This is a genomic window from Providencia sp. Me31A, assembly GCF_050487165.1.
Classification (GTDB): Bacteria; Pseudomonadota; Gammaproteobacteria; order Enterobacterales; family Enterobacteriaceae; genus Providencia.
Genome location: NZ_JBKQGZ010000016.1, coordinates 105,200 through 128,557 on the forward strand (window position 1 = coordinate 105,200; position 23,358 = coordinate 128,557).

Here is a 23,358-nt window from a genome sequence, read left to right on the forward strand (position 1 = left end):
ATATATTGTTTTTCGAGGCAAGCCAGTTATCATTGTAAAAAGGATGAAAAATGGATACAGCTCCTACACGTTGTCATTGGGTTAATCAAGATCCCGAATATATTGCTTATCATGACCATGAATGGGGAAAACCCACTTATGACAACCAAAGGTTGTTTGAAATGATTTGCCTTGAAGGCCAGCAAGCAGGGCTTTCTTGGTATACCATTTTGAAGAAACGCCAAGGCTATCGTGACCTATTTCATCAGTTTGATCCTAAAAAAATCGCAATGATGAATGACAATGATGTTGAACGCCTCATGTTAGATCCCCAAATCATTCGCAATCGGCTAAAAATTAAAGCGATCATTGATAATGCAAAAGCTTATTTGGCCATGGAAGATCAAGGGGAGGACCTTTCAACGTTTCTCTGGAGCTTTGTAAACCATCAACCTATTATCAATAATTGGAACGAACCCAGCCAAGTTCCCACTGAAACTGAATTATCTAAATCTCTTTCTAAGGCACTCAAAAAACGCGGCTTTAAGTTTGTCGGTTCAATCACTTGCTACGCCTTCATGCAAGCAACTGGCATGATAAATGACCACTTAATAGGTTGTTGTCAATATAAATAAATTAGTATTTATGGATGAATCTTGTTCTATAAAAAGGAAAATAAACTATCATTGTATTAACAAATTAAAAAATTACTCTGTATATTTTATTTTTAACGGTGTTTTAAACTAAATAACAATAAAAATGAGCGGTTGAACTCTAAGGTTCAGCAGAGTATGTTTTAAATTCCATTAACAAACCAATAAACATATGTGAATAAATGCGATGATATTTTCTAAATTTGGTAATAAGTTCGCTCAAAATTCAGGCATTTCATTATTAATGAAAGACTTGAATGAGGGTATAAGAACCCCCGGTTCTATCATGTTGGGCGGTGGTAACCCTGCTCATATTCCTGAAATGGATAAATATTTCCAAGATCTCTTAGCTCAAATGTGTGCTAACGGCCAGTTGACCGATACGTTATGTAATTATGATGGTCCTCAAGGCAAAGATGCCATGTTGAAAGCGCTTGCTGCAACGCTAAAAGCAAAACTAGGCTGGAACATTAGTGCGAAAAATATCGCCTTATCCAATGGTAGCCAAAGTGCTTTTTTCTACCTATTTAACTTGCTAGCCGGTCGCTTTGAAGATGGTATCACCCGTAAAGTCCTATTTCCTCTAGCACCTGAATATGTCGGTTATGCGGACTCAGGGTTAGACGATGACTTATTTGTGGCTAATAAACCGCAAATTGAGTTTCTACCTAACGGTCAATTTAAGTACCGTGTGGACTTTAATACTTTAGAAGTCACTGATGATATTGGTGTGATTTGCGTTTCTCGCCCAACAAACCCAACAGGCAATGTCATCACTGATGAAGAAGTTGAGCATTTAGATCAATTAGCCAAACAACATAATATCCCTCTACTAATAGATAACGCTTATGGAGTTCCTTTCCCTGGGATAATATTTAGCGAAGCCACACCATTTTGGAATGAAAATGTCATTCTTTGTATGAGCTTATCTAAACTTGGCTTACCTGGAACTCGTTGCGGTATCATTATCGCTAATGAAGAGATTATTGAAGCCGTCAGTAATATGAATGGCATCATTAGTCTTGCGCCTGGTGGCATAGGCCCCGCTTTAGCTTTAGAAATGCTCAAAAAAGATGACCTGATCTCATTATCTAAAAATGTGATTGGGCCGTTCTACAAACAGCGCGTAGAAGAAGCAATTTCAATCATTCGCCGCTATATCCCCGAAGATAAATGTTTAATCCATAAACCTGAAGGCGCTATTTTCTTATGGTTGTGGTTTAAAGACTTACCGATTAATTGCTTAGAGTTATATCAACGTTTAAAAAAACGTGGAGTGCTTATGGTTCCAGGCCATTACTTTTTCCCAGGTATTGAGGAAGATTGGCCACATGCTCACCAGTGTATGCGCATGAACTACGTTCCTGAACCAGAAAAGATTGAGCAAGGCATAAAAATTCTTGCTGAAGAGTTAGAAAAGGCTTACCAAGAAGTGGTTTGTTAGACTCGTTCTCAAAAAAAGGCCCTTTCTACATTGAAAGGGCTAAAAATTAGCGAGAACTCCGTAATTGAAATCAAATATATTTTTCAATACGAATATCATTCAAAGCTATTAAAACATCTTTTTTGTTTGGTTATTGCTTGAACAACCGCACTTTTTACCTCTATATATCGTGATACTAAATTTCTTATCTATAAACCTAAGAGTCCATAAAAACGCTTATCTATTTGATAAAAATGGATAATAATTTTTATATGCCAATAAAAAATCCCCCTTGCTATGTAGAAAGGGGAATTTCTCGATAAAACTAAATCGACCAAAATAAGATAGCAAGCAACTGTGGTGAAATAATTCTTAAAAACATCGCTAACGGATACACCGTTGCATAAGATAATGCAGGGGCGCCACTGGTTGGGTGAATGTTATTAGCAAATGCCAGTGCAGGAGGGTCCGTCATCGAACCGGCAAGTATCCCACAAAGGCTTAAGTAATTCATTTTGCCAAATATTCGCGCAACAATCCCAGTGATAAATAAAGGTACAAACGTGATTAGCAGGCCATAGCCGATCCATATTAGCCCATCGCCTTTGATTAATGTTTCAATAAATCCACCGCCTGAGTTTAGCCCCACGACAGCTAAAAACATCACAATACCAAGCTCTCTCAACGCAAGGTTTGCGCTGGGAGGCATAAACCAATACAGTCTTCCAATAGTTCCTATGCGACCTAAAATTAATGCCACAACAAGTGGTCCTCCTGCTAAACCAAGCTTTAATGCGGCAGGAAAACCCGGGATAAAAACAGGGATTGACCCGAGTACAACCCCAAGCCCTATCCCAATAAATACAGGCAACATTTGTACTTGTTGTAATTTCTGTTTAGCATTACCTAATAGTGCAGTCACCGCTTCTATTGACTCAGGGCGTCCAACAATATTTAGAATATCACCGAACTGTAAAACTGAATTGTTATTGGCCACGAGATCAATACCCGTACGATTTAAACGAGTAACCACAACATCGTATTTTTGCTTTAAATTCAGCTCCTTCAGGCGCTTGCTTAATACCGCATCATTCGTCACAACCACTCGAACTGAATGTAAAATAGAGTTTGATGTTGATAACGAAGCATCAACCTCTTCACCTAATATTAGGCGGACTTTATTTAAGTCCTCTTTCTGACCAACAACATGAAGCAAGTCCCCTAAATAAATTTCGGTTGTTGGTTGAGGAACTACGAGCATATCGCCACGCTTTAACCTTGAACAGACAATAGCTTCGCTTCCTAATAATGGAATATCTTGCATCATCAAACCATCAAGATTTGCATTGCGAATTGCAATGTTCATAGTTTGTAACGCATCACGTTGCTGAAAGTTAGAACTATTGAACTCTGATGCTTCTTTATCTACTGAGATCCTAAAAATAATTCGGACTAACCACATGACAAGCAAAATACCGCAAATCCCCATAGGATATGCCATCGCATACCCCATTCCCATCTGATCGACAAGATTAGGGTCTGACCCTAAATCGGTTAAAATTTGTTGTCCCGCCCCCAAAGATGGCGTGTTAGTCACTGCACCTGAAAAAATGCCTAAAATAATAGGAAGTGGAATGTTAGCAATTTTATAAATGATCGCTGTCACAACAGCACCCAAAGCAACAACCATTAAAGCAAAGCCATTCAGCTTTAATCCAGAAACGCGCAGTGAAGAGAAAAAACCTGGGCCAACTTGAATCCCAATGGTGTAAACAAATAGTATTAAGCCAAACTCTTGAATAAAATGCAGCATATCTTTATTAAGCTGCATGCCGTAACTTTGGGCAAAATGACCAACAAAGATCCCTCCAAAGAGAACACCACCGATACCTAATCCAACATTACGGATTTTCCAATTACCAATCCATAACCCTAGTGCAGCAGCTAACGCCAACAAACTTACAGTAAGAGCTAATTCACTCATAGACCGCATCCTTTTGACGACAAGTTCCCATCACCCGACCTAAATAGGCTATAAAACATACTACTGAATCGATTATGCCAAATAGAATAATAGTAATGTGTGTCGTGGAGCACAATTCAGAGTTAATTAAATATGCTATCTCATTGAATTTTCAATCTGATAACAAATTTAGAATAGCCCGTATTTATTTTTTAACGTTATTAACTAGTTGTAGAAATAAACACAGAAAATAAAAATTTAGGTTAATTCTTAATAATTTAAAATACCGTCTACTAAATTAAATATTAGTAAGATACTCTCATTGTGAAATTTTTATTTTTCGTTATTATAATAGAATGTTAGGAATAACAAACCAAATGTAGGTTAATTACCCATATGTCGAGTTTAATTTCAGCGCGGTTATTTGCCCTTATTAGTCCCCTTATTTTAAGTGGATGTTCTAGCATAATGACTCATGCAGGTCCTTCAGAAGGTTATTATTCTGGTTCCAAAAACAGTATTAAGATGATTCAAGATGAAGAAACCGGTTGGGTTGTTAGGCCATTACTTGCCATTGACCTTCCTTTTTCTGTCGTCATGGATACACTTTTAATTCCCTTAGACTATGCTCAATCAGGCACTGACAAACAAGTTGAATCGCCTAAAAAACGTATCGAAGAGCTTGATAAAAAAGAAAAAAACAAGAATCAGTTATAGTTATGGCATCCCTAAATTATAGGATAATAATAGCTTCAATAGCTAAATATTTTCTAGTTAATCATTTATTGACTAAATATAAAATAAGTTATTTATATGTTTTGATATAATCATTTAAAAAATCAAATATTATTCATTTAATTAAATGTATTTATATCTTTTTAATCAAATGAATAATATATTAGTTAGAACAAAAATAACAAATTATGAATAAAAAAGTTAACTAAAACATTTTCATTCATAATTAAGATAAAAAATTAGCTCGTTAACCCTGTTTCTACTACATAGAGTTGTCTGAAACCATTAATATCTCGCATGAAAGCAATTAACTTATCATTTGGTGAAAATACAACAGCATCAGCAACCGGTGGCTGTTCAGTTCGTTGGGTTAATCTTTCTATTATTCCTGTTTCGACATGACAGCGCACTACACTGTTATCACAAATAAAACAAATATACTCACCTTTGCTATCCCAATTAAAGGCTGATTGAATAGGTAGCTCACTATGTGTTATTTGTTGCAATGTTCCTGTAAGCGTATCTACTAGCCACAATTGCACATTTCCAACATCATCTTTCATCAAGCAAGCGATTGATTTACCATCTGGCGATGATCTTAGCCAATGCCTAGGTGATTTCGCTAACCCCGGAAATTTTCTGTTATGCGTATATGTCAGACGCCGTTGACATACACCATTTGGTGGAAATGGCATACGTGACTCAGTTCCTTGAAGCGGATATTTTCCTTGAACCCTAAGTTTTTCTGATTCTTCAGGCAAATCAACGATATAAATTTCAGGAATAATTTCGCCGTTTTCAGCATGGGTATCACCAATAAATGCTAAGGCTCTTTTTTGCCTTTCACCATCATCTTTTTGATAGCCTTGAACTCCAATCCAGCCCTCTTCGTATGCGCGACTAATTTCATCACTATTAGGCTTAGGCTCTACGGTGGTTTGAGTGACTACACAGCAAAAATAGTCCCCATCATATTCTCGAACATGTTTTTTTGGGGAAATTTTAACGCCTCCAGCAGGCACTGCAATGGCAACATTTCGTTGATCTAAGTGCTCTCCTAGTTCGTGCATCACATGATCGTTATAAGTAAAGCTTAACCATTTTCCATCTGGACTAAAAACATGCACATGAGTTCCTCCTCTTAGCGCCCCTGCAATATAAGGTGAAGTAATACACATTGCATCAATAGGATGCGCTACATTTAGTTGCCGTTCATTAACATATACCCCTCTACGATGATGGAAGTCATACTGCCAATGTTCATCTGGATATTCAGGGCCATGAATAAATGCATATTGAACTGGTGGTTGTGGGTTCACAGTTACCACACCAACATGGGCGCCATGGTTAGCACGATAAATCTCGACCATATGCAACGTATTTACATGAATTTTTTCTATAGTTAAACCGGTGAAAGAACTTCCATTCGGTCGGACATCATATGCTAACCACTCACCATCTGGTGTCCAGACGTTGATATTCGTCAGTTGATGGCTTCGCATATCGTAGGTTAAACGTGTTTCTTTATAAGGTAATTCACTATTCAATCTGTTATCCTTTGACATCATTTAATATCGCTATCGAATTACTTTAACTAATCTAGTTTATTAAGTGCTAGAAAATCTCAGTCGAGATATTAATCGAGTAATATTATCCTTTAGCAATAACTTTAGTGCTGAATAAAACCATTATGTTATTAAGTGTACTTTATATTATTGGTATCACCGCAGAAGCTATGACAGGAGCTCTTGCTGCTGGCCGGCGAAAAATGGATGTTTTTGGTGTTATTATTATTGCCTCTGCAACCGCTATTGGCGGTGGTTCTGTACGCGATATTTTACTTGGCCATTACCCCTTAGGTTGGGTTGAACACCCTGAATATATCCTAACTGTCGCCGGCGCTGCTATCGTAACCATTTGGATAGCCCCAATGATGAAACATTTGCGTCGATTATTTCTCATTTTAGATGCCATCGGGCTTATTGTATTTTCGATTCTTGGCGCCCAAATAGCACTAGATATGAACTATAGCCCAATTATTGCTGCGATCGCTGCTGTAATTACAGGTGTATTTGGCGGCGTATTAAGAGATATGCTATGTAATACTATTCCTTTAGTTTTCCAAAAAGAAGTCTATGCAGGCGTCTCTTTCGCCGCTGCTTGGATTTATATTGGCCTATTACATACACCTCTTCCTAAAGATATTGTTGTCATTATTACACTTGTTGTAGGACTAAGTGCCCGACTAATAGCAATTCGTTATCGTTTAGGGTTACCTATCTTTAATTATGAGAGCCAAGATTAGCGCATGTTTAAATAACCTATTAGACATCAATAACGCAGAACTCATGGTTAATTGGTATGACTCCGCGCTAAAACTTGTAAAATGGATTGAATTTCGGGCTCTGCTAGCCAGAGTCTCAATTTCTCCTTTTGATTAACCGTAAGCTGCATTTGATTAATAATAGATTGGTCATTAAGCATGCCTAAATCATGAATTTGCTCAATCTGTGCTTTCGATAGTGGAATAGCAAGTCCTTTTAGCCATGAAGACAGTGGTTGAGAAATTGTCATTCGTAGCTGTTTAACAAATAGTTGATTTTTTTTGTTCTTAGGCAAACCTTCCTGCCACTGATGAGATAACCATGTTGTTAGCTTCGTTAGGCCATAAGCCTTCACCCACTGTTCCCATGTTGCTGAACTTATTCCTTTAATATTTAATTGGTTGCCCAGCCAAGTTAACCTTGCCACAAACTGCTGTAAACAACTCTCGGTATAGGTAAGGCAACTTAATGCGTGAAACTGTTTAAAAATTGAAACGTCTGGGTATTGGCGATCTTCTTGACGCCAAATGATTTTTTCAATCTTAGGTACACCTAGTCCAGAAAGAGATACGAGTACTTTATCACTCACGAGTAGATTGCGTTTTTTCCATGAAGACAGCGACCCTATACTTACTTTAGTAATATTTTTTGAATCAATAGTCACTGGATTAATTTGTGCAACAACACTCACTCTACCTGTTCGCCCTACTTTAAATTGCAATTTAGTAACCTCTGACAATGCACTCAATGATGGGTATTTCCATGCTACCGCCCAGCTATTTTTTTTTGGCTGCCAAGCTGATGCTGTGGGGGTGGGAAAGCTTTTTAGCACCACACCGTCAGTGGCAAAAGGTAATGCGCTTTTATAGTAATGTTCACGTAATTGTTTGGCTTGAACTTTACTTTCAATTTTATGGCTATATTGCTCAGCCAGAGGGAACCCCATCGCCGTTAGTGACGCTAATTGTTTTTTCAGATCCCCATCTCCTTTAGGCCATGCCCAAATAAAGACGCCAATATCATGTTCAAATGAGGAAGGCCTCCCTTCACGCATCAGCCACCCAGCCACTTTATTCCGTGCGTTCATTCCTCCTTTAACGGATTGAATATGTTCTTTCATTTGCCAAAAAAGCTCACCCTGTAAAACCAATGAACCTAAATAATCAATTTTTTTGGGGATCGCAGGAAGAAAATCAGCTTTTTCTCGCCAATCTAGACCTTTTGCATTGTTTCCCCTACTTATCATGGAAATAAGCTGTCCATGGTCATAAACCAAACTGACAGCGACACCATCAATTTTCGGTTGTAACCAAATGTTGTCTCTAGACTCTATCCAATGATAAATTTCCATTTCATTAAGCTTTTTTAGCCCTGTATGTGGTATAGGGTGTTGAACGAATAATGATTGCTTAGGATACATAACATCAGGCAGCTCCTCGGGAAGTTGCTGACATCGCTGTAAAGAACGCCAGAGGTTGAATAGCTGATCATAGACGTCGTCACTAACTGGGCTATTTCCAGATATCCGGTACGCTTGGTTCCATTGTTGGAGTTGCTCACCTAGGCGATGACTTTCTCTCTCCACTGAAATTCGACTCTGCCGCTGGCACAGCTCCTTGATATGCTTAGAACTTGTGGCTTGGGCACTATGTATTCCAATCACACAGCAAACAACCCATTTCATAAAAAAACAAATTAAAGATTTTTTATATCTACAGGTAATATATGCCATAACTATTCCTTGTTATTGTCTATCCATTAATACGTTGTTTTACCCTCTTAAGCATGAAATGATTTTTTTTCACAATCACCGTAAAATACGGCTATTTGCAAAAAGTTACGCAAAAAAAATGTTATTTTCATGAATAGTAAACTGATTTTTGGACGCTGTTCACAATTTGGTTATGACGTAAATATCTTTATCTTTAATTCATGGTTTATTGATATCGCTGCATGTTAGCGGAAGTATGTGTATACTATGTAGGGTTTATAACCATCTTTTATGTTTAATCCTCGACTATTCAAGAAATCATCATGATACAAGGCACGTTATATATTGTTTCTGCGCCTAGCGGTGCAGGTAAATCAAGCCTCATTCAGGCTTTATTAAAAACACAACCGTTGTACGATACTCAGGTTTCTGTCTCTCATACGACTAGAGCCGCACGTCCAGGGGAAGTCCACGGCGAACACTACTTCTTTGTATCCGAAGTTGATTTTTTACAAATGGTCGAAAAAGGTGAGTTTTTAGAGCACGCTTGTGTTTTTGGAAATCACTATGGAACATCTAAGCCTATTATTGAAGATGTCTTAAATAGCGGTGTTGATGTTTTTCTTGATATTGATTGGCAAGGCGCGCAGCAAATTAGAGCTAAAATGCCTGAAGCACGCAGTATTTTTATTCTTCCACCATCAAAAGATGAACTTTATCGCAGGTTGCGTGGGCGTGGGCAAGACAGCGATGACGTTATTGAAAAGCGTATGTCACAAGCAGTAGGTGAAATTGAACATTTCAACGAGTATGATTACCTCATTGTTAATGATGATTTCAATACTGCATTAAGCGACTTACAATCAATCATTCGCACTGAACGTTTAAAATTAGAGCGCCAAATTCAGAGACATGACGCTTTAATCAGCAAATTGCTAGCAGACTGAGAATAGTTTCAGTATCATATCAGGTCATTTTTTTATTTCTTTGGAGTAGCACACTTATGGCACGCGTAACTGTTCAAGACGCAGTAGAGAAAATTGGTAATCGCTTTGACCTCGTATTGGTCGCAGCACGTAGAGCTCGTCAGTTACAAACGGGTGGAAAAGACCCTTTAGTTCCTGAAGAAAACGATAAATTTACCGTTATTGCGTTACGTGAAGTAGAAGAAGGTTTAATTAACGGTCACATTTTAGATGTGCGTGAACGCCAAGAGCAGCAAGAGCAAGAGGCGGCTGAAATGCAGGCTGTTTCTGCAATAGCTGAAGGTCGTCGCTAATCACTAAGGTGGGTCTGCCTTGTATCTGTTTGAAAGCCTTAATTTAGTTATTCAAAAGTATCTACCTAAAGAACAAATTGAATTACTAAGAAAAGCCTATGTTGTCGCACGGGATGCCCATGAGGGACAGACCCGTTCGAGTGGTGAGCCTTATATAACTCACCCAGTTGCTGTTGCTTGTATTCTAGCTGAAATGCGTTTGGATCATGAAACACTTATGGCAGCGCTACTTCATGATGTGATTGAAGATACTCCAGCGACATTTCAGGACATAGAACTTCTCTTTGGTACCACCGTTGCCGGGCTCGTCGAAGGGGTATCAAAACTGGACAAGCTGAATTTCCGCGACAAGAAAGAAGCTCAAGCAGAAAACTTCCGCAAAATGATCATGGCGATGGTAAAAGACATCCGTGTCATTTTGATAAAACTGGCAGACCGTACTCACAACATGCGCACCTTAGGGTCTTTAAGGCCTGATAAACGTCGCCGCATCGCTCGTGAAACCCTTGAAATATATAGTCCCTTAGCTCATAGGCTGGGTATACATCACATCAAAACTGAGCTTGAAGAGCTTGGTTTTGAGGCATTGTATCCCAACCGTTATCGCGTTATCAAAGAAGTCGTTAAAGCCGCTCGCGGCAACCGAAAAGAGATGATCCAAAAAATTCTCTCTGAAATCGATGGGCGCTTGAGCGAAGCTAGCGTTCCCTGCCTCGTTAGTGGTCGAGAAAAACATCTGTATTCCATCTATCGCAAGATGCATCAGAAAGAGCAACGTTTCCATTCTATCATGGATATCTATGCTTTCAGGGTCATAGTAAAAGATGTGGATACGTGTTACCGCGTTTTAGGTCAAATGCATAGCTTATATAAACCGCGTCCCGGCCGTATTAAGGACTATATTGCTATTCCTAAAGCAAACGGTTATCAATCGCTACACACTTCTCTCATTGGGCCTCATGGTGTGCCTGTCGAGGTACAAATTCGTACTGAAGACATGGATCAAATGGCAGAGATGGGAGTGGCTGCACATTGGGCTTACAAAGAGCAAGGTGAACAAGGCACCACCGCACAGGTTAGGGCTCAACGTTGGATGCAAAGCCTACTTGAATTGCAGCAAAGTGCAGGTAGCTCGTTCGAATTTATTGAAAGCGTTAAATCAGATTTATTCCCTGATGAGATTTATGTTTTCACCCCTGAAGGCCGAATTGTTGAGTTACCGACAGGTGCGACACCTGTCGATTTTGCTTATGCCGTTCACACAGATATAGGCCATGCTTGCGTGGGTGCTCGAGTTGATCGCCAACCTTATCCTCTTTCACAATCCCTGACGAGCGGCCAAACCGTTGAAATTATTACTGCTCCGGGCGCTAGGCCAAATGCGGCTTGGCTGAATTTCGTCGTTAGCTCAAAAGCTCGCGCCAAAATACGCCAATTATTAAAGAATTTAAAACGTGAAGACTCGATTAACTTAGGTCGTCGTTTACTCAATCATGCGCTTGGTGCTGGAAATAAACTGGCAGATATCCCTCAGGGGAACATCGACGCTGAATTAGCTCGTATGAAGCTTAACTCTATCGATGATTTACTTGCTGAAATCGGGTTAGGTAATGCCATGAGCGTGGTTGTTGCACGTAATTTGCAAAATAATAGCCAACCACCTGAAGAACAAGCCATTGTCGAAAGCCGTAATAAACTCTCCATTAAAGGCGCTGACGGCGTTCTTATTACTTTTGCAAAATGCTGCCGCCCAATTCCGGGCGACCCAATAGTTGCACATATCAGCCCTGGAAAAGGCCTCGTCATCCACCATGAATCCTGTCGTAATATTCGTGGCTACCAAAAAGAGCCTGATAAATTCATGCCTGTAGAATGGGATAACGACACAGACACTAATTTCATTGCTGAAATTAAAGTTGATATGATTAATCATCAAGGTGCGCTGGCAAATTTAACTGCGGCTATCAATGATGCAAACTCAAGTATTCAGAGCATGAATACCGAAGAGAAAGATGGCCGAGTGTATTGCGCCTTTATCCGTCTCACCACTAAAAACCGTGTTCAGTTGGCAAATGTCATGCGTAAAATCCGTATCATGCCAGATGTTCTTCGTGTTAGCCGAAACCGTAATTAACCACTATGAATGAACGCCGCTATCGCCGCATTTGCCAAATGATGGCGATGCGGCAGCCAGACCTTACAATTTGCCTTGAAGAAATCCATAAACCACATAATGTTTCTGCCATTGTTCGTAGTGCAGATGCTGTTGGTATTCACCAAATACATGCTATCTGGCCTGATCAACAAGTTAAGCTATCTGTCTCTTCCGCCGCAGGTAGCAATAGCTGGGTCAAAGTGGTTTCCCACTCGTCGACAAAAGATGCTATTTCGCAAATAAAATCACAAAACATGCAGGTTTTAGCGACAAACTTGTCCGAACATGCCGTTGATTTTCGTGAGATTGATTATACCCTGCCAACTTGTATTATGATGGGGCAAGAGAAAAAGGGGATCTCACAGCAAGCTCTCGACTTAGCAGACAAACACGTTATCATCCCAATGGCTGGCATGGTGCAATCTCTCAATGTTTCTGTAGCTTCAGCGCTGATTTTGTATGAAGCGCAAAGGCAACGCCAGCAAGCAGGGATGTATGAACGCGAAAATAGCTTATTATCGCCGGAAGAACAGCAACAGTGGCTATTCGAAGGCGGGTATCCTGTATTGGCTGAGGTAGCAAAACGTAAAGGACTTCCCCGTCCTTTTATCAATGACCAAGGTCAAATTGAAGCTGATGATGCGTGGTGGGCTGAAATGCAGTTAACTGAGAAAATGAAAAAACAGCAACTTGGTTGAGAAAAAGGAAATCACATGAATAATGGGCTACTTGATACCATTTCACTGACCTCATTGCATGGCATTGGTGCAAGTCAGTCAGAAAAAATGCGTAAAATCGGGTTAAACACCGTTCAAGACCTACTTCTACATTTCCCTCTGCGCTATGAAGATCACACTCGTTTATATCAGATCAAAGACCTATTACCCGGAACAACCGCAACAATTACTGGCGAAGTTTTGCAAACGAAAGTGGTTTTTGGCCGCAAAAGGATGATGACCTGCCTAATAACTGATGGCACAGGCAATTTAACCTTACGTTTTTTCAATTTTTCAGCTGCAATGAAAAATAGCCTTGCTGAAGGCAAACAAGTAACCGCTTATGGGGAAGTACGTCGTGGAAATACAGGGCCTGAAATTATTCACCCTGAATATAAGGTTTCCCAAGATACTGGCAATATCACCTTGCAAGAGAACCTAACACCGATTTATCCAACCACTGACGGCGTTCGCCAAGCGACTTTACGTAAAGTCATGGAACAAGCTTTAGCTCTACTCAATGGCGGGGAAATAAAGGAGTTGTTACCTGAAGAACTTAGTCGTGGAATGATAAGCTTGCCAGATGCCATTCGTTTATTGCATAACCCACCTCCTAATGTAGCTCTGAGTGAACTGGAGAAAGGCCATCATCCTGCGCAAAAGCGATTAATACTCGAAGAACTACTCGCACACCATCTAAGCATGTTAGCTATTCGTGCAGGTAATGAACGCCTGTATGCCGAGCCATTGGTAGCAAGTGGCCAGTTAAAATCCCAATTGCTGGCACAATTACCTTTTTCACCGACGAATGCACAAAATCGCGTTGTTGGTGAAATTGAAACTGACCTCGCTAAAAACGCGCCTATGATGCGTTTAATTCAAGGAGACGTTGGATCAGGAAAAACCCTCGTCGCGGCCTTAGCGGCTATCTGTGCTATCGAAAATGGTAAACAAGTGGCTCTGATGGCCCCGACGGAGATACTGGCGGAACAACATGCCAATACCTTCAAACAATGGTTAGAACCTTTAGGTATCAAAGTGGGTTGGCTTGCAGGCAAGCAAAAAGGCAAAGCTCGTCAGCAACAACAAGAAGCTATTGCCAGCGGTGAGGTCGCAATGATTGTTGGGACTCACGCCATTTTTCAAGAGCAAGTCAGCTTTAAATCGTTAGGGCTGGTTATCATTGATGAACAACATCGCTTTGGCGTTCATCAGCGCCTTGCTCTGCGTGAAAAAGGCGAACAACAAGGTTTCCACCCACACCAGCTGATAATGACCGCTACGCCAATTCCACGCACGCTCGCAATGACTTCTTATGCGGATCTAGACACTTCTGTCATTGATGAACTCCCCCCCGGAAGAACACCGGTGACCACAGTCGCGATCCCTGACACTCGGCGTAGTGATATTATTGAACGTGTCCGTCAAGCCTGTATTGAAGAAGGTCGCCAAGCCTATTGGGTATGTACATTAATCGAGGATTCCGAGTTATTGGAAGCACAAGCTGCGCAAGTAACCTATGAAGAATTAGCATTAGCTTTACCTGAATTAAAAGTTGGCTTAGTTCACGGCAGAATGAAACCCGCAGAAAAACAAAATATTATGACTGAATTCAAAAATAATGAAATTCAGTTACTGGTTGCGACGACAGTTATTGAAGTCGGTGTTGATGTGCCTAACGCCAGTTTGATGATCATTGATAATCCAGAGCGTTTAGGCCTTGCTCAGTTGCATCAATTAAGGGGACGAGTTGGGCGAGGGGCTGTCGCATCTCATTGTGTCTTGCTGTATAAAACGCCGCTTACGCATACTGCTAAGCAAAGATTGCAAGTTTTACGAGATAGTAACGATGGCTTTGTCATCGCACAAAAAGATCTTGAGATACGCGGACCCGGTGAACTGTTAGGGACAAAGCAAACGGGCAATGCTGAATTTAAAGTCGCAGACTTACTCCGCGACCAATATATGTTGCCAGAAGTGCAACGCATTGCACGGCACATTCAACAACATTACCCTGATAATGCACAGCAACTCATTGATAGATGGTTACCTGAGCGTGAACAATATAGCCAAGCGTAAACATGGCCGCCAAACATAATCTTCTATTATCCGTTCCCTAAAACGAAAATTGCCGTGAATATTTTCACGGCAACACCTGCTTTACTTATTATTAAAATAAGCTATCCAGTGATCGTTGGAAATACTGGCAACATTAAATACAATTTAATGACTATCGCATTAACAATGTCAATGAAGAACGCACCAACCATTGGCACGACTAAGAAGGCAAGGTGAGATGGACCAAGCCTATCGGTTACCGCCTGCATATTGGCGATAGCGGTTGGCGTTGCGCCAAGACCGAAACCACAGTGCCCGGCTGCTAATATCGCAGCATCATAGTTTTTCCCCATCAGTCGGAAAGTCACAAAAATCGCATACCCTGCCATTACACACGCTTGAACAGCAAGGATAATGATCATTGGAATTGCCAATGACGCTAGTTCCCACAGTTTCAAACTCATGAGTGCCATTGCTAAGAATAATGAAAGGCTCACGTTACCCATAACAGAAACGGCGCGATCAAACACTCGGTAAAAACCAAGTAGTGATAAGCTATTACTTAAAATCACACCAACAAATAATACACACACGAATTTTGGTAACTGGAATGGCGTGCTTGCTAGTTTATCTGAGATAAAACTTCCTATCAGCAAACAGATAGCTATTAGTGCAATGGTTTCGATTAAAACCATTGAAGTGATCATCCGCCCTGATTGAGGTTTTTCAAATGCAGTTGGAACATCTTTATCGTCTCCAGTGTTACCTGGGGTCGGAATGTTACGTGTTAAGAAACGTGCAACTGGTCCCCCAATTAAGCCACCAAGAACCAAACCAAACGTTGCACAAGCCATAGCAACTTCAGTTGCACTTTGGAAGCCGTAACTTTCAGTGAAGATTTTACCCCATGCCGCACCGGTACCGTGACCACCCGATAAGGTAATTGAACCAGCCAATAGCCCCATTAAAGGGTCTAATCCCAATAATTCAGCGAGTGCAATCCCCACGGTGTTTTGGACTAACAGTAAGCCGACAACGACAAAAATGAAAATAAACAGAGCCTTACCGCCTGCTTTTAAACTTGCTAGGTTAGCATTTAGGCCGATTGTGGCAAAAAATGCCAGCATCATAGGTTCTTGCAGTGATAAGTCAAAAGAAAGGCTCCAGTCAAATATTTGTTTCAACAATAAAAGACTAAAAGCAACTAATAACCCACCCGCAACAGGTTCAGGGATGGTATATTTTTCAAGAAAAGGGACTGATTTTACCAGTTTACGCCCAAGCAATAATACTAAGGTAGCTGCTACCAGTGTACCGTAGACATCAAGATGATACATTTAGTACCTCGTCTGTTGTTAAAATTATCAAAAACTAGTTAGACGTTAATTTCTTCCTTAAAACGCCAAAGCAGGTTGTAGGATTAGAAAAAAAAACTGCAATAAATACAAGTTAAAAGATATAAAAATGTGACATCCTTATTTAACTGTTAGATCAAATTTTTTAACGCAAACGATTGCTTTTTAATTTCGACGCATTACAATGCGTTTTTTGTTGGTGAGAAATGAAAGCAATGAACACTGCGGCGTCTGAAAAACAAACTACTGAATCAACAATTCACACTCAAAGCGAGCTAATCTATAAACTCGAAGACCGACCCCCACTACCGCAAGCCCTATTTGCAGCGGGTCAGCACCTTCTAGCAATGTTTGTTGCCGTTATCACACCAGCATTGCTGATTTGCCAATCTCTTGGGCTGCCTGCCCACGATACCCAACGCATCATTAGCATGTCATTGTTTGCTTCAGGTATTGCCTCATTAATTCAAATTAGAGCATGGGGCCCGATTGGCTCTGGTTTACTTTCTATTCAAGGAACCAGTTTCAACTTTGTTGCACCTTTAATTATGGGGGGAGTTGCACTCAAACAAGGTGGCGCTGATATTCCTTCTATGATGGCGGCTCTATTCGGCACATTATTAGTTGCCGCACTCACCGAAGTCATTCTTTCACGTTTCTTACATTTAGCACGTCGAGTTATCACACCATTAGTCTCTGGTGTGGTTGTGATGATTATTGGATTATCATTGATTCAAGTTGGATTAACATCCATTGGCGGCGGCTATGGTGCAATTAGTGACAACACTTTTGGCTCCCCTGATTATTTAATTTTAGCGGGTATTGTATTAGCCGTTATTATCCTATTGAACCGCCAAAAAAACCCTTATTTACGTGTTGCGTCTCTCGTCATCGCGATGGCAGTTGGCTACCTTTCTGCTTGGTGGACGAATATGCTACCCACGGCGCAACCAACGGAACCCAATCAAGCCCTTCTTACCATACCGGAGCCTTTTTATTATGGGCTATCATTTGATTGGAATTTACTGATCCCATTAATTTTAATTTTTATGGTAACGTCTTTAGAAACAATTGGTGATATTACCGCAACTTCAGACGTGTCAGAGCAACCAGTGCGTGGTCCTTTATATATGAAGCGCATTAAAGGTGGCGTACTTGCTAATGGCTTAAATTCCATGGTTTCTGCGGTTTTTAATACTTTTCCAAACTCTTGTTTTGGTCAAAATAACGGAGTCATCCAATTAACGGGGGTTGCGAGCCGCTACGTTGGCTATATCGTTGCCTTAATGTTAGTGCTGTTAGGGTTATTCCCTGCTGTTGCGGGTTTTGTGCAGCAAATCCCTGAGCCTGTTCTTGGCGGTGCAACCATAGTGATGTTTGGAACGATAGCCGCTTCCGGTGTACGTATTGTGTCACGGGAGCCATTAAACCGCCGCGCCATCATGATCATTGCACTTTCTCTTGCTGTAGGAATGGGCGTTTCACAACAACCGTTGATCCTCCAGTTTGCCCCTGATTGGTTAAAAACCCTATTTTCTTCAGGGATTGCTGCGGGCGGTTTGACTGCAATTATTCTGAATTTAGTCTTCCCTCTCGAAAAATAACCTTTCATTCTTTCCGCCAGAGTTGAAAATTCTGGCGGTTCTTCTGTATGCTATCCTTAATTTGTTACTATATTAAACGAGTCTATATTCCCCATATAATAAGGAGCAGCGAACCGTGAGATGGTTAATTAAATGGGTTACCTATGCACTATTACTGTTGCTGCTACTATTGGTTTTTACTTACATCGGCCTGCAAACCCGTTGGGGAGCCTCTTACTCGAGTCAAATTTTAAGTAAACTCACCAATTACGACATTGATATCGGGATCATGGGCCATGAGTTTTCCAAACCCAGTGAATTTATTTTCCAAGACGTCAAGTTAACCTCCCAAAGCAAAAATTTAAGCTTAAATGCTAGGCAGGTAGTGATTGATATCAATTGGCGGAATTTATTGAGTGGGCATGCTATTCACCGCTTTGTTATCACACAAGGTAATTTAACTGCCAGCGTGTCACAACATTCAACCTCGTTACCAATATCTGCAAATATTTTGCAATTTGAAAATAGCCAAATAACCTTAAAACAAGGAGAGGATGATATTCAGGTCACAGGATTCACTGGTGGCATTACCCCTTGGCAGCCTACCGCCAGCTCTCTTGCAGGCTATGGCGATTTTCGCTTCACTGCTAACCAATTAAATTTCAACAAATTATCGTTTAAAAATGTCGCTATCACCGGCAAGCATCAAGAACAAGTCACCGATATTAGCAGAGCAAGCGGTTACCTAAACAATGGGTATATTGCAGGAGAAGGAAAATTATTTTCTGATGGTTCAATCACCATTGATTCTCTGGCTATGAATAAGGTTGGCTGGGAAAATAATATTGATTTCAATACATTATTTGATGCAATCAACAGCAATAAAACCATACAAATCAAAAATTTAGAATTAACGAATGTCGATATTCAGGGTAAAGATTGGGCATTATCAGGATTAAGTAGTGAAATTGATCAGCTCAGTATTGTTAGAGGAAGCTGGACAAGCCCGAAAAGTAAGATCAGTTTTAATGTTGACCAATTTGTCGTAAACGACCAACAACTCAGCACCTTAATTGGTGAGCTAAACATTGATGGAGACAAACTCAATATTAATAAACTATCGGGTTACTATTACAAAGGTGTATTCAACCTCAGTGGAACTTGGCAGCGTAATGACCAAGTATTGACGATTGATGATGGGAAGCTGGCGGGTATTTTGTATACCTTACCCGAAAGCTGGTTATCCTTTTTTGCCGAACCCGCACCAACATGGTTATCAGGCTTATCTATCAAAAAATTCACTGTATCCCAATCTTTATTAATGAACATTCAGCCCGCCTTCCCTTTTGAATTTACTGCATTAAGTGCCAATATTGAGAACGTCGATTTAATTAAACAAAAGCAATGGGGAATTTGGAGCGGTAAAGCCACATGCAACGCTGATAGCGGCACAATCAACCAAGTTTTAGTGCGTCGTCCATTTCTAGAGATCCGCCAAAGTAACCAATCCTCCGCCGCTGCAAGCTTAACGGTAAGCACAGATAGAGGTATTAGTAAAATTGGCTTACTAGTTAAACAAGAGCCGAAAAAAATTCCATTCCTTCTGCGTGCATCCGGAACAAATATTGATTTAATGGATTTAAACCAATGGGGCTGGTCAGGTTTCCCTGCTCAAGTTGTCGGTGACTTTGATGTAACCTTACAAGGTGACTTACTCGCACCATCAGTGGCAAAGAGCTTAAATGGGGAATTAATGGCGACACCATTGCAAGGAAAACGCCTGTTCCGAACCGTTGTTAACGGTACAGTGACTTCTTCTATTGAGTCCGAAACGGATCTACTATCTACCGAGCCATCTTTGGCAGAGCCTCTCCCTACTCTTATCGCTCAATAGAAACACCAAGGGCAGGTTAACTGAACCTGCCTCATTTTTTCAATTTCCAAAAGCTGTTTTATTTTGCTGTTTCTACAGGCAGCACCATATAGACACCACTGAACACAGCTCCGACTTGGTTGTTTGAATTGCTAACCTCCACTTTCAGTTTTACGCGAGCCTTACTCCCTCGCGCCAAACGATCAAGGTCACCACTCATATTGGCCAAGTCAGCAACTGCTGTTGGCCTACCGCTGACAGGCTTGCCATAACGAATATTGGCATCCACTAACACGATATCACCACCAAGTTGGTGTTCTTGCATAAGGAGCCAAATCAATCCCCAACCAGTAAGGGTAGCTAAAGAGAATTGGCTACCCGCGAAAATAGTTTCATGGGGGTTTTGGTTGCCTGATTCTGGCATGGTAGTGATAAAGCGGGTACCTGTATATTGTTCAATCCTAACGCCCATCTTTTCACTTAGTGGAATATATTTATGCCATGCCTGCTGTAATTCACCACACCAATCTGGGCGGTGCAGAATTTGGTCTAAGGTCTCAATGGGCTTAATCATTAGGTAATGCCGTACAGGGGTTTTTAGCTGCCCTGCTACTTGTCCCCTGTTTTCAAAGCCCATTTTATTAAAAAATGGCACAGCCTCTTCGCGTACACTAGATACAATACGTTTTACACCTTCTTGGCGGGCTACAGACTCAAGTGCCATGATGATTAATTTGCCGAGTCCTTTACCTTGCATAACAGGGTTAACCGCCAAAAAACGAATTGCACCTTCGTTATCTGCATTAATATATAAACGTCCAATGGCTAAAATGCGGTTTTTATCATCGACAACCATTTGATGGTGAGCCGTTAAGTCATAACCATCTTTTTCAGAACCAAGGGGTTGATTAAAGGGTTTTCGCAACATTTCCCAACGAAAATGGTAATAAGTTGCAAATTCAATTTCATCTTTCGGTGTACGTAAATGGTACATCGTTTCCCCCTTAAAAAATTGGCTCACACTTGTAGCCAGAAAGTGACCGGTCCATCATTGGTTAAACTTACTTGCATGTCCGCAGCAAACTGGCCAGTTTGCGTTTCAACGCCATGTTGTCGGCTTTGCTCAACAAAATATTGATATAAATTATCCGCACGCTCAGGCTCGGCACCACCAGAAAAACTGGGCCTCATCCCTTTTTTAGTATCTGCGGCTAAGGTGAATTGCGAAACCACCAGTAAGCTTCCACCGGCTTGCTGGACATTTAGGTTCATTTTCCCTTGCTCATCACTAAAAATACGATAGCCCAGCACTTTTTCACATAAGCGTTTTGCTTTTTGTTCATCATCATCTTTTTCAACGCCAAGCAAAACCAGCAATCCGCTATCTATTTGTCCTACCGTTTTTTGTTCCACCACCACACTTGCGTGAGTGACTCTTTGGATTAATGCAATCATGGTTACTCTACACAAAAAGATGGAGCAACGGTTACCGTTACTCCACTATCAAAATCAAAATGTTATTCTACTTCAGCACTAAAATCGTAAGTTCGGAAATATTCAGGAACCGTGTCTTTATTTAAGACATGAACCCCTTTGATACCAAGTGCTTCTGCCGCTTTTACGTTCTCTTCTACATCATCAAAGAAAATCGCGTCAGCCGCGTCAAACTCCTCTGATTGCAGAACATATTTATAAATTTCTGGATCGGGCTTACGCATGCCTAAATCTTGAGACAAGTATAGAAAATCGGAGGACGCTGCAATTTCTGGGTAGTGTTCTGGCCAATAGTCTAGGTGTAGACGGTTGGTATTCGATAAGACGACAACACGGTGCCCTTGCTCGCGTAGGCGCTCCATAATATCAATCACTTCAGGTCTTAACGAAATAAAAATAGAGTGCCAGCCTTCTGCAAAATCTTCAAAGCTCAGTGTGATACCCATTTCTTCACAAAGGAGCTCCGCGAATTCGATATCTGAAATTTTCCCACACTCATGTAATTGAAAGATATTACCAAAAGTAAACCGTGATTTGATTTCTTCGCTTGGTGTACCACTCAGTTCAGACCATTTATCAAACACTCGATTAAAGTCGATATCAATAATCACATTACCCATATCGAAGATATACAGCATAAATTTTCCTCATTGTTATTCACTAAATTTACTTTAATCATTATTCATGCAACTGAACAGCCCTAATTGGTGATAATTCACTTTATTTTGTCAATTAATCAATTGAGCAGATGACACAGGAAACGATGACAATCATCTATTCTGATAATAAATGGTCATCATATTATGATTTATTATGTTGAATACCATTATCACTATTACGGCAATAAATACGAAATAACCGAGCTAAATGCTCTCCCGCAGGTGTTAGTGTCGCGTCTCTTCGTTGAACTAATGCAAACGTGGCATAAGGCAGTTTTTCTTTTAAATCTAAGGCAATATATCGTTGGTCGAATAAGGGCTCATCAATCGTATCCACAGAAACTATGGTTAGAAAATCACTTTGAGCAACCAAACTTAAGCAACCAATTAACGTTTCACAAGTCACACTAAACACCATCGGACGTTCCATCATCGAAAAAACATCGGCAAGCTGTTTATAGTAGGTACCTCTCGGCGTTGGCATTGTCCAGTCACAATCAGCGAGCTCATTCAACGACTTGGCATGGCGCAGAGGATGGTCTTTGCGCATAATTACCTTATATTCTTTTTGCATTAATTGCTCGAAACTAAACTCTGCATCTAAACTACCTGGGTAATAAGTATTAATCGTGAAATCGAGTTCACCTTGTCGGAGCTGAGTTAACATGGTTAATAGCTGGCCTTCCATTATAGGTTCTGAGTGACACACTTTTTGTATGCCAACTTCTTTTTCTTTTTGAAGTTGTAATTTTTCTGACAATAAATTTAATTCACTTTTAGTTAAAGGATCATTTTCTTTTTTTATTTTATTTTATTTTATTTTATTTTATTTTATCTAAATTTTTATTAATCTCTTGAGTTAATGCATCACGGCTAGAAACCAATTTCTTTTTAACTTCATCAATCTGAGAAAATAATCGTTTAAATTCTTCTCGACGTTTTTTTTTGACTTCCTCCGGAACTTTAGGGGGAACCATCAGCGGTGGACTATCGTCCTCCCAAAGATCTTGTACCGCACTATTACTATTATTTATATCACCTAACTTACTATCCCACATTGATATGTGACTTGATTGTTTTGGGATTTCGCCCACCCATGCATGAACAGACATAGAGTCAGTATTACCATAAGATTTTTGCCAAGAATGTTCTCGCCATTGATCCCCCATAGAGGTCATTACTTCTCTTTCATGAGGTGTTGTATCTTCGTATCGGTTAGCCATAATAATTTGCCCTTTTATTCAAATAATATACACAACAACTGTATTTATATGGGTCTTCCCCGATCATGGTGGTCAGACTCAAAATCCCATATCTAAATTACCATAGTGAAACATCACTGCTGTTTTAAATCGTTCTTGATTTCGATAACCTCTTGCTTTGATCCTCAATAATCTA

Annotated in this window: 20 protein-coding genes; 11 read left to right on the plus strand and 9 right to left on the minus strand. The window is 40.3% G+C overall.

Annotated features, from left to right (window positions below):
* Positions 1-50: 50 nt before the first annotated feature.
* Entirely contained in the window at positions 51-614 is a 564-nt protein-coding gene (locus ACLPIE_RS14435; RefSeq protein ID WP_430262487.1) for a DNA-3-methyladenine glycosylase I, read from the plus strand.
* 205 nt (positions 615-819) lie between these two features.
* Positions 820-2,076 (plus strand): valine--pyruvate transaminase, encoded by a 1,257-nt coding sequence (locus ACLPIE_RS14440; protein ID WP_430262488.1) that lies wholly within the window; start codon positions 820-822, stop codon positions 2,074-2,076.
* 304 nt (positions 2,077-2,380) lie between these two features.
* Here ACLPIE_RS14440 and ACLPIE_RS14445 read toward each other — a convergent pair whose 3' ends face one another.
* Positions 2,381-4,039, minus strand: a complete 1,659-nt coding sequence (locus tag ACLPIE_RS14445) for a putative transporter (RefSeq protein ID WP_430262489.1) — start codon at positions 4,037-4,039, stop codon at positions 2,381-2,383.
* A gap of 375 nt (positions 4,040-4,414) precedes the next feature.
* On the opposite strand from ACLPIE_RS14445, the gene ACLPIE_RS14450 reads away from it, so the two are divergent.
* Positions 4,415-4,735 (plus strand): YceK/YidQ family lipoprotein, encoded by a 321-nt coding sequence (locus ACLPIE_RS14450; RefSeq protein WP_430262490.1) that lies wholly within the window; start codon positions 4,415-4,417, stop codon positions 4,733-4,735.
* 257 nt (positions 4,736-4,992) lie between these two features.
* Here ACLPIE_RS14450 and ACLPIE_RS14455 read toward each other — a convergent pair whose 3' ends face one another.
* Positions 4,993-6,321, minus strand: a complete 1,329-nt coding sequence (locus ACLPIE_RS14455; RefSeq protein ID WP_430262491.1) for a DUF3748 domain-containing protein — start codon at positions 6,319-6,321, stop codon at positions 4,993-4,995.
* Positions 6,322-6,443: 122 nt separating this feature from the next.
* On the opposite strand from ACLPIE_RS14455, the gene ACLPIE_RS14460 reads away from it, so the two are divergent.
* Positions 6,444-7,058 carry a trimeric intracellular cation channel family protein gene (locus tag ACLPIE_RS14460; RefSeq protein WP_430262492.1) on the plus strand — a complete coding sequence of 205 codons (615 nt, stop codon included), beginning with the start codon at positions 6,444-6,446 and terminating at the stop codon, positions 7,056-7,058.
* A 47-nt stretch (positions 7,059-7,105) separates the two neighbouring features.
* Here the strand turns inward: ACLPIE_RS14460 and ligB are convergent, their stop codons facing one another.
* Positions 7,106-8,809, minus strand: a complete 1,704-nt coding sequence (gene ligB, locus ACLPIE_RS14465) for an NAD-dependent DNA ligase LigB (protein ID WP_430262493.1) — start codon at positions 8,807-8,809, stop codon at positions 7,106-7,108.
* A gap of 302 nt (positions 8,810-9,111) precedes the next feature.
* Here ligB and gmk point away from each other — a divergent pair, with 302 nt between their 5' ends.
* The 5 genes from gmk to recG are packed head-to-tail and all read left to right on the plus strand — an operon-like array spanning position 9,112 to position 15,017.
* Positions 9,112-9,735 (plus strand): guanylate kinase, encoded by a 624-nt coding sequence (gene gmk / locus ACLPIE_RS14470; protein ID WP_430262494.1) that lies wholly within the window; start codon positions 9,112-9,114, stop codon positions 9,733-9,735.
* Positions 9,736-9,791: 56 nt separating this feature from the next.
* On the plus strand, positions 9,792-10,067 hold the full coding sequence (gene rpoZ / locus ACLPIE_RS14475) for a DNA-directed RNA polymerase subunit omega (RefSeq protein ID WP_430262495.1): 276 nt from the start codon (positions 9,792-9,794) through the stop codon (positions 10,065-10,067).
* Between the two features lie 19 nt (positions 10,068-10,086).
* A complete protein-coding gene (gene spoT, locus ACLPIE_RS14480) occupies positions 10,087-12,201 on the plus strand; it encodes a bifunctional GTP diphosphokinase/guanosine-3',5'-bis pyrophosphate 3'-pyrophosphohydrolase (RefSeq protein ID WP_430262496.1) in 2,115 nt (704 codons plus the stop codon).
* 5 nt (positions 12,202-12,206) lie between these two features.
* Positions 12,207-12,920, plus strand: a complete 714-nt coding sequence (gene trmH, locus ACLPIE_RS14485; protein ID WP_430262497.1) for a tRNA (guanosine(18)-2'-O)-methyltransferase TrmH — start codon at positions 12,207-12,209, stop codon at positions 12,918-12,920.
* A gap of 15 nt (positions 12,921-12,935) precedes the next feature.
* Positions 12,936-15,017 (plus strand): ATP-dependent DNA helicase RecG, encoded by a 2,082-nt coding sequence (recG, locus tag ACLPIE_RS14490; RefSeq protein ID WP_430262498.1) that lies wholly within the window; start codon positions 12,936-12,938, stop codon positions 15,015-15,017.
* A gap of 101 nt (positions 15,018-15,118) precedes the next feature.
* Here the strand turns inward: recG and gltS are convergent, their stop codons facing one another.
* Entirely contained in the window at positions 15,119-16,333 is a 1,215-nt protein-coding gene (gene gltS / locus ACLPIE_RS14495; protein WP_430262499.1) for a sodium/glutamate symporter, read from the minus strand.
* Positions 16,334-16,566: 233 nt separating this feature from the next.
* Here gltS and ACLPIE_RS14500 point away from each other — a divergent pair, with 233 nt between their 5' ends.
* Positions 16,567-17,955: a uracil-xanthine permease family protein gene (locus ACLPIE_RS14500; protein ID WP_430262510.1), complete on the plus strand. Its 1,389-nt coding sequence runs from the start codon at positions 16,567-16,569 to the stop codon at positions 17,953-17,955.
* 115 nt (positions 17,956-18,070) lie between these two features.
* Positions 18,071-19,828 (plus strand): AsmA family protein, encoded by a 1,758-nt coding sequence (locus ACLPIE_RS14505; protein WP_430262500.1) that lies wholly within the window; start codon positions 18,071-18,073, stop codon positions 19,826-19,828.
* A 58-nt stretch (positions 19,829-19,886) separates the two neighbouring features.
* Here ACLPIE_RS14505 and fabY read toward each other — a convergent pair whose 3' ends face one another.
* From fabY to ACLPIE_RS14530, 5 genes are all read right to left on the minus strand, one after another.
* Complete coding sequence (gene fabY, locus ACLPIE_RS14510; RefSeq protein WP_430262501.1) at positions 19,887-20,801, minus strand: fatty acid biosynthesis protein FabY; 915 nt, start codon at positions 20,799-20,801, stop codon at positions 19,887-19,889.
* Positions 20,802-20,824: 23 nt separating this feature from the next.
* On the minus strand, positions 20,825-21,262 hold the full coding sequence (dtd, locus tag ACLPIE_RS14515) for a D-aminoacyl-tRNA deacylase (RefSeq protein WP_430262502.1): 438 nt from the start codon (positions 21,260-21,262) through the stop codon (positions 20,825-20,827).
* A gap of 62 nt (positions 21,263-21,324) precedes the next feature.
* Positions 21,325-21,939, minus strand: coding sequence for a glucose-1-phosphatase (gene yihX / locus ACLPIE_RS14520; protein WP_430262503.1), 615 nt, complete (start codon positions 21,937-21,939; stop codon positions 21,325-21,327).
* A 163-nt stretch (positions 21,940-22,102) separates the two neighbouring features.
* Positions 22,103-22,720: a LysR substrate-binding domain-containing protein gene (locus ACLPIE_RS14525; protein ID WP_430262504.1), complete on the minus strand. Its 618-nt coding sequence runs from the start codon at positions 22,718-22,720 to the stop codon at positions 22,103-22,105.
* Between the two features lie 61 nt (positions 22,721-22,781).
* The gene (locus ACLPIE_RS14530; protein ID WP_430262505.1) at positions 22,782-23,183 is read right to left on the minus strand and encodes a hypothetical protein; all 402 of its coding nucleotides are present in this window, start codon (positions 23,181-23,183) and stop codon (positions 22,782-22,784) included.
* Between the last annotated feature and the right edge of the window lie 175 nt (positions 23,184-23,358).

Coding starts and splice junctions, on each gene's coding strand:
- recG (WP_430262498.1), top strand. CDS start 12,936: ATGAATAATGGGCTACTTGATACCATTTCACTGACCTCATTGCATGGC.
- dtd (WP_430262502.1), bottom strand. CDS start 21,262: ATGATTGCATTAATCCAAAGAGTCACTCACGCAAGTGTGGTGGTGGAA.
- trmH (WP_430262497.1), top strand. CDS start 12,207: ATGAATGAACGCCGCTATCGCCGCATTTGCCAAATGATGGCGATGCGG.
- ACLPIE_RS14460 (WP_430262492.1), top strand. CDS start 6,444: ATGTTATTAAGTGTACTTTATATTATTGGTATCACCGCAGAAGCTATG.
- ligB (WP_430262493.1), bottom strand. CDS start 8,809: ATGGCATATATTACCTGTAGATATAAAAAATCTTTAATTTGTTTTTTT.
- gltS (WP_430262499.1), bottom strand. CDS start 16,333: ATGTATCATCTTGATGTCTACGGTACACTGGTAGCAGCTACCTTAGTA.
- gmk (WP_430262494.1), top strand. CDS start 9,112: ATGATACAAGGCACGTTATATATTGTTTCTGCGCCTAGCGGTGCAGGT.
- ACLPIE_RS14435 (WP_430262487.1), top strand. CDS start 51: ATGGATACAGCTCCTACACGTTGTCATTGGGTTAATCAAGATCCCGAA.
- ACLPIE_RS14530 (WP_430262505.1), bottom strand. CDS start 23,183: ATGGCTAACCGATACGAAGATACAACACCTCATGAAAGAGAAGTAATG.
- ACLPIE_RS14450 (WP_430262490.1), top strand. CDS start 4,415: ATGTCGAGTTTAATTTCAGCGCGGTTATTTGCCCTTATTAGTCCCCTT.
- ACLPIE_RS14445 (WP_430262489.1), bottom strand. CDS start 4,039: ATGAGTGAATTAGCTCTTACTGTAAGTTTGTTGGCGTTAGCTGCTGCA.
- rpoZ (WP_430262495.1), top strand. CDS start 9,792: ATGGCACGCGTAACTGTTCAAGACGCAGTAGAGAAAATTGGTAATCGC.
- yihX (WP_430262503.1), bottom strand. CDS start 21,939: ATGCTGTATATCTTCGATATGGGTAATGTGATTATTGATATCGACTTT.
- ACLPIE_RS14440 (WP_430262488.1), top strand. CDS start 820: ATGATATTTTCTAAATTTGGTAATAAGTTCGCTCAAAATTCAGGCATT.
- fabY (WP_430262501.1), bottom strand. CDS start 20,801: ATGTACCATTTACGTACACCGAAAGATGAAATTGAATTTGCAACTTAT.
- ACLPIE_RS14500 (WP_430262510.1), top strand. CDS start 16,567: ATGAACACTGCGGCGTCTGAAAAACAAACTACTGAATCAACAATTCAC.
- ACLPIE_RS14455 (WP_430262491.1), bottom strand. CDS start 6,321: ATGATGTCAAAGGATAACAGATTGAATAGTGAATTACCTTATAAAGAA.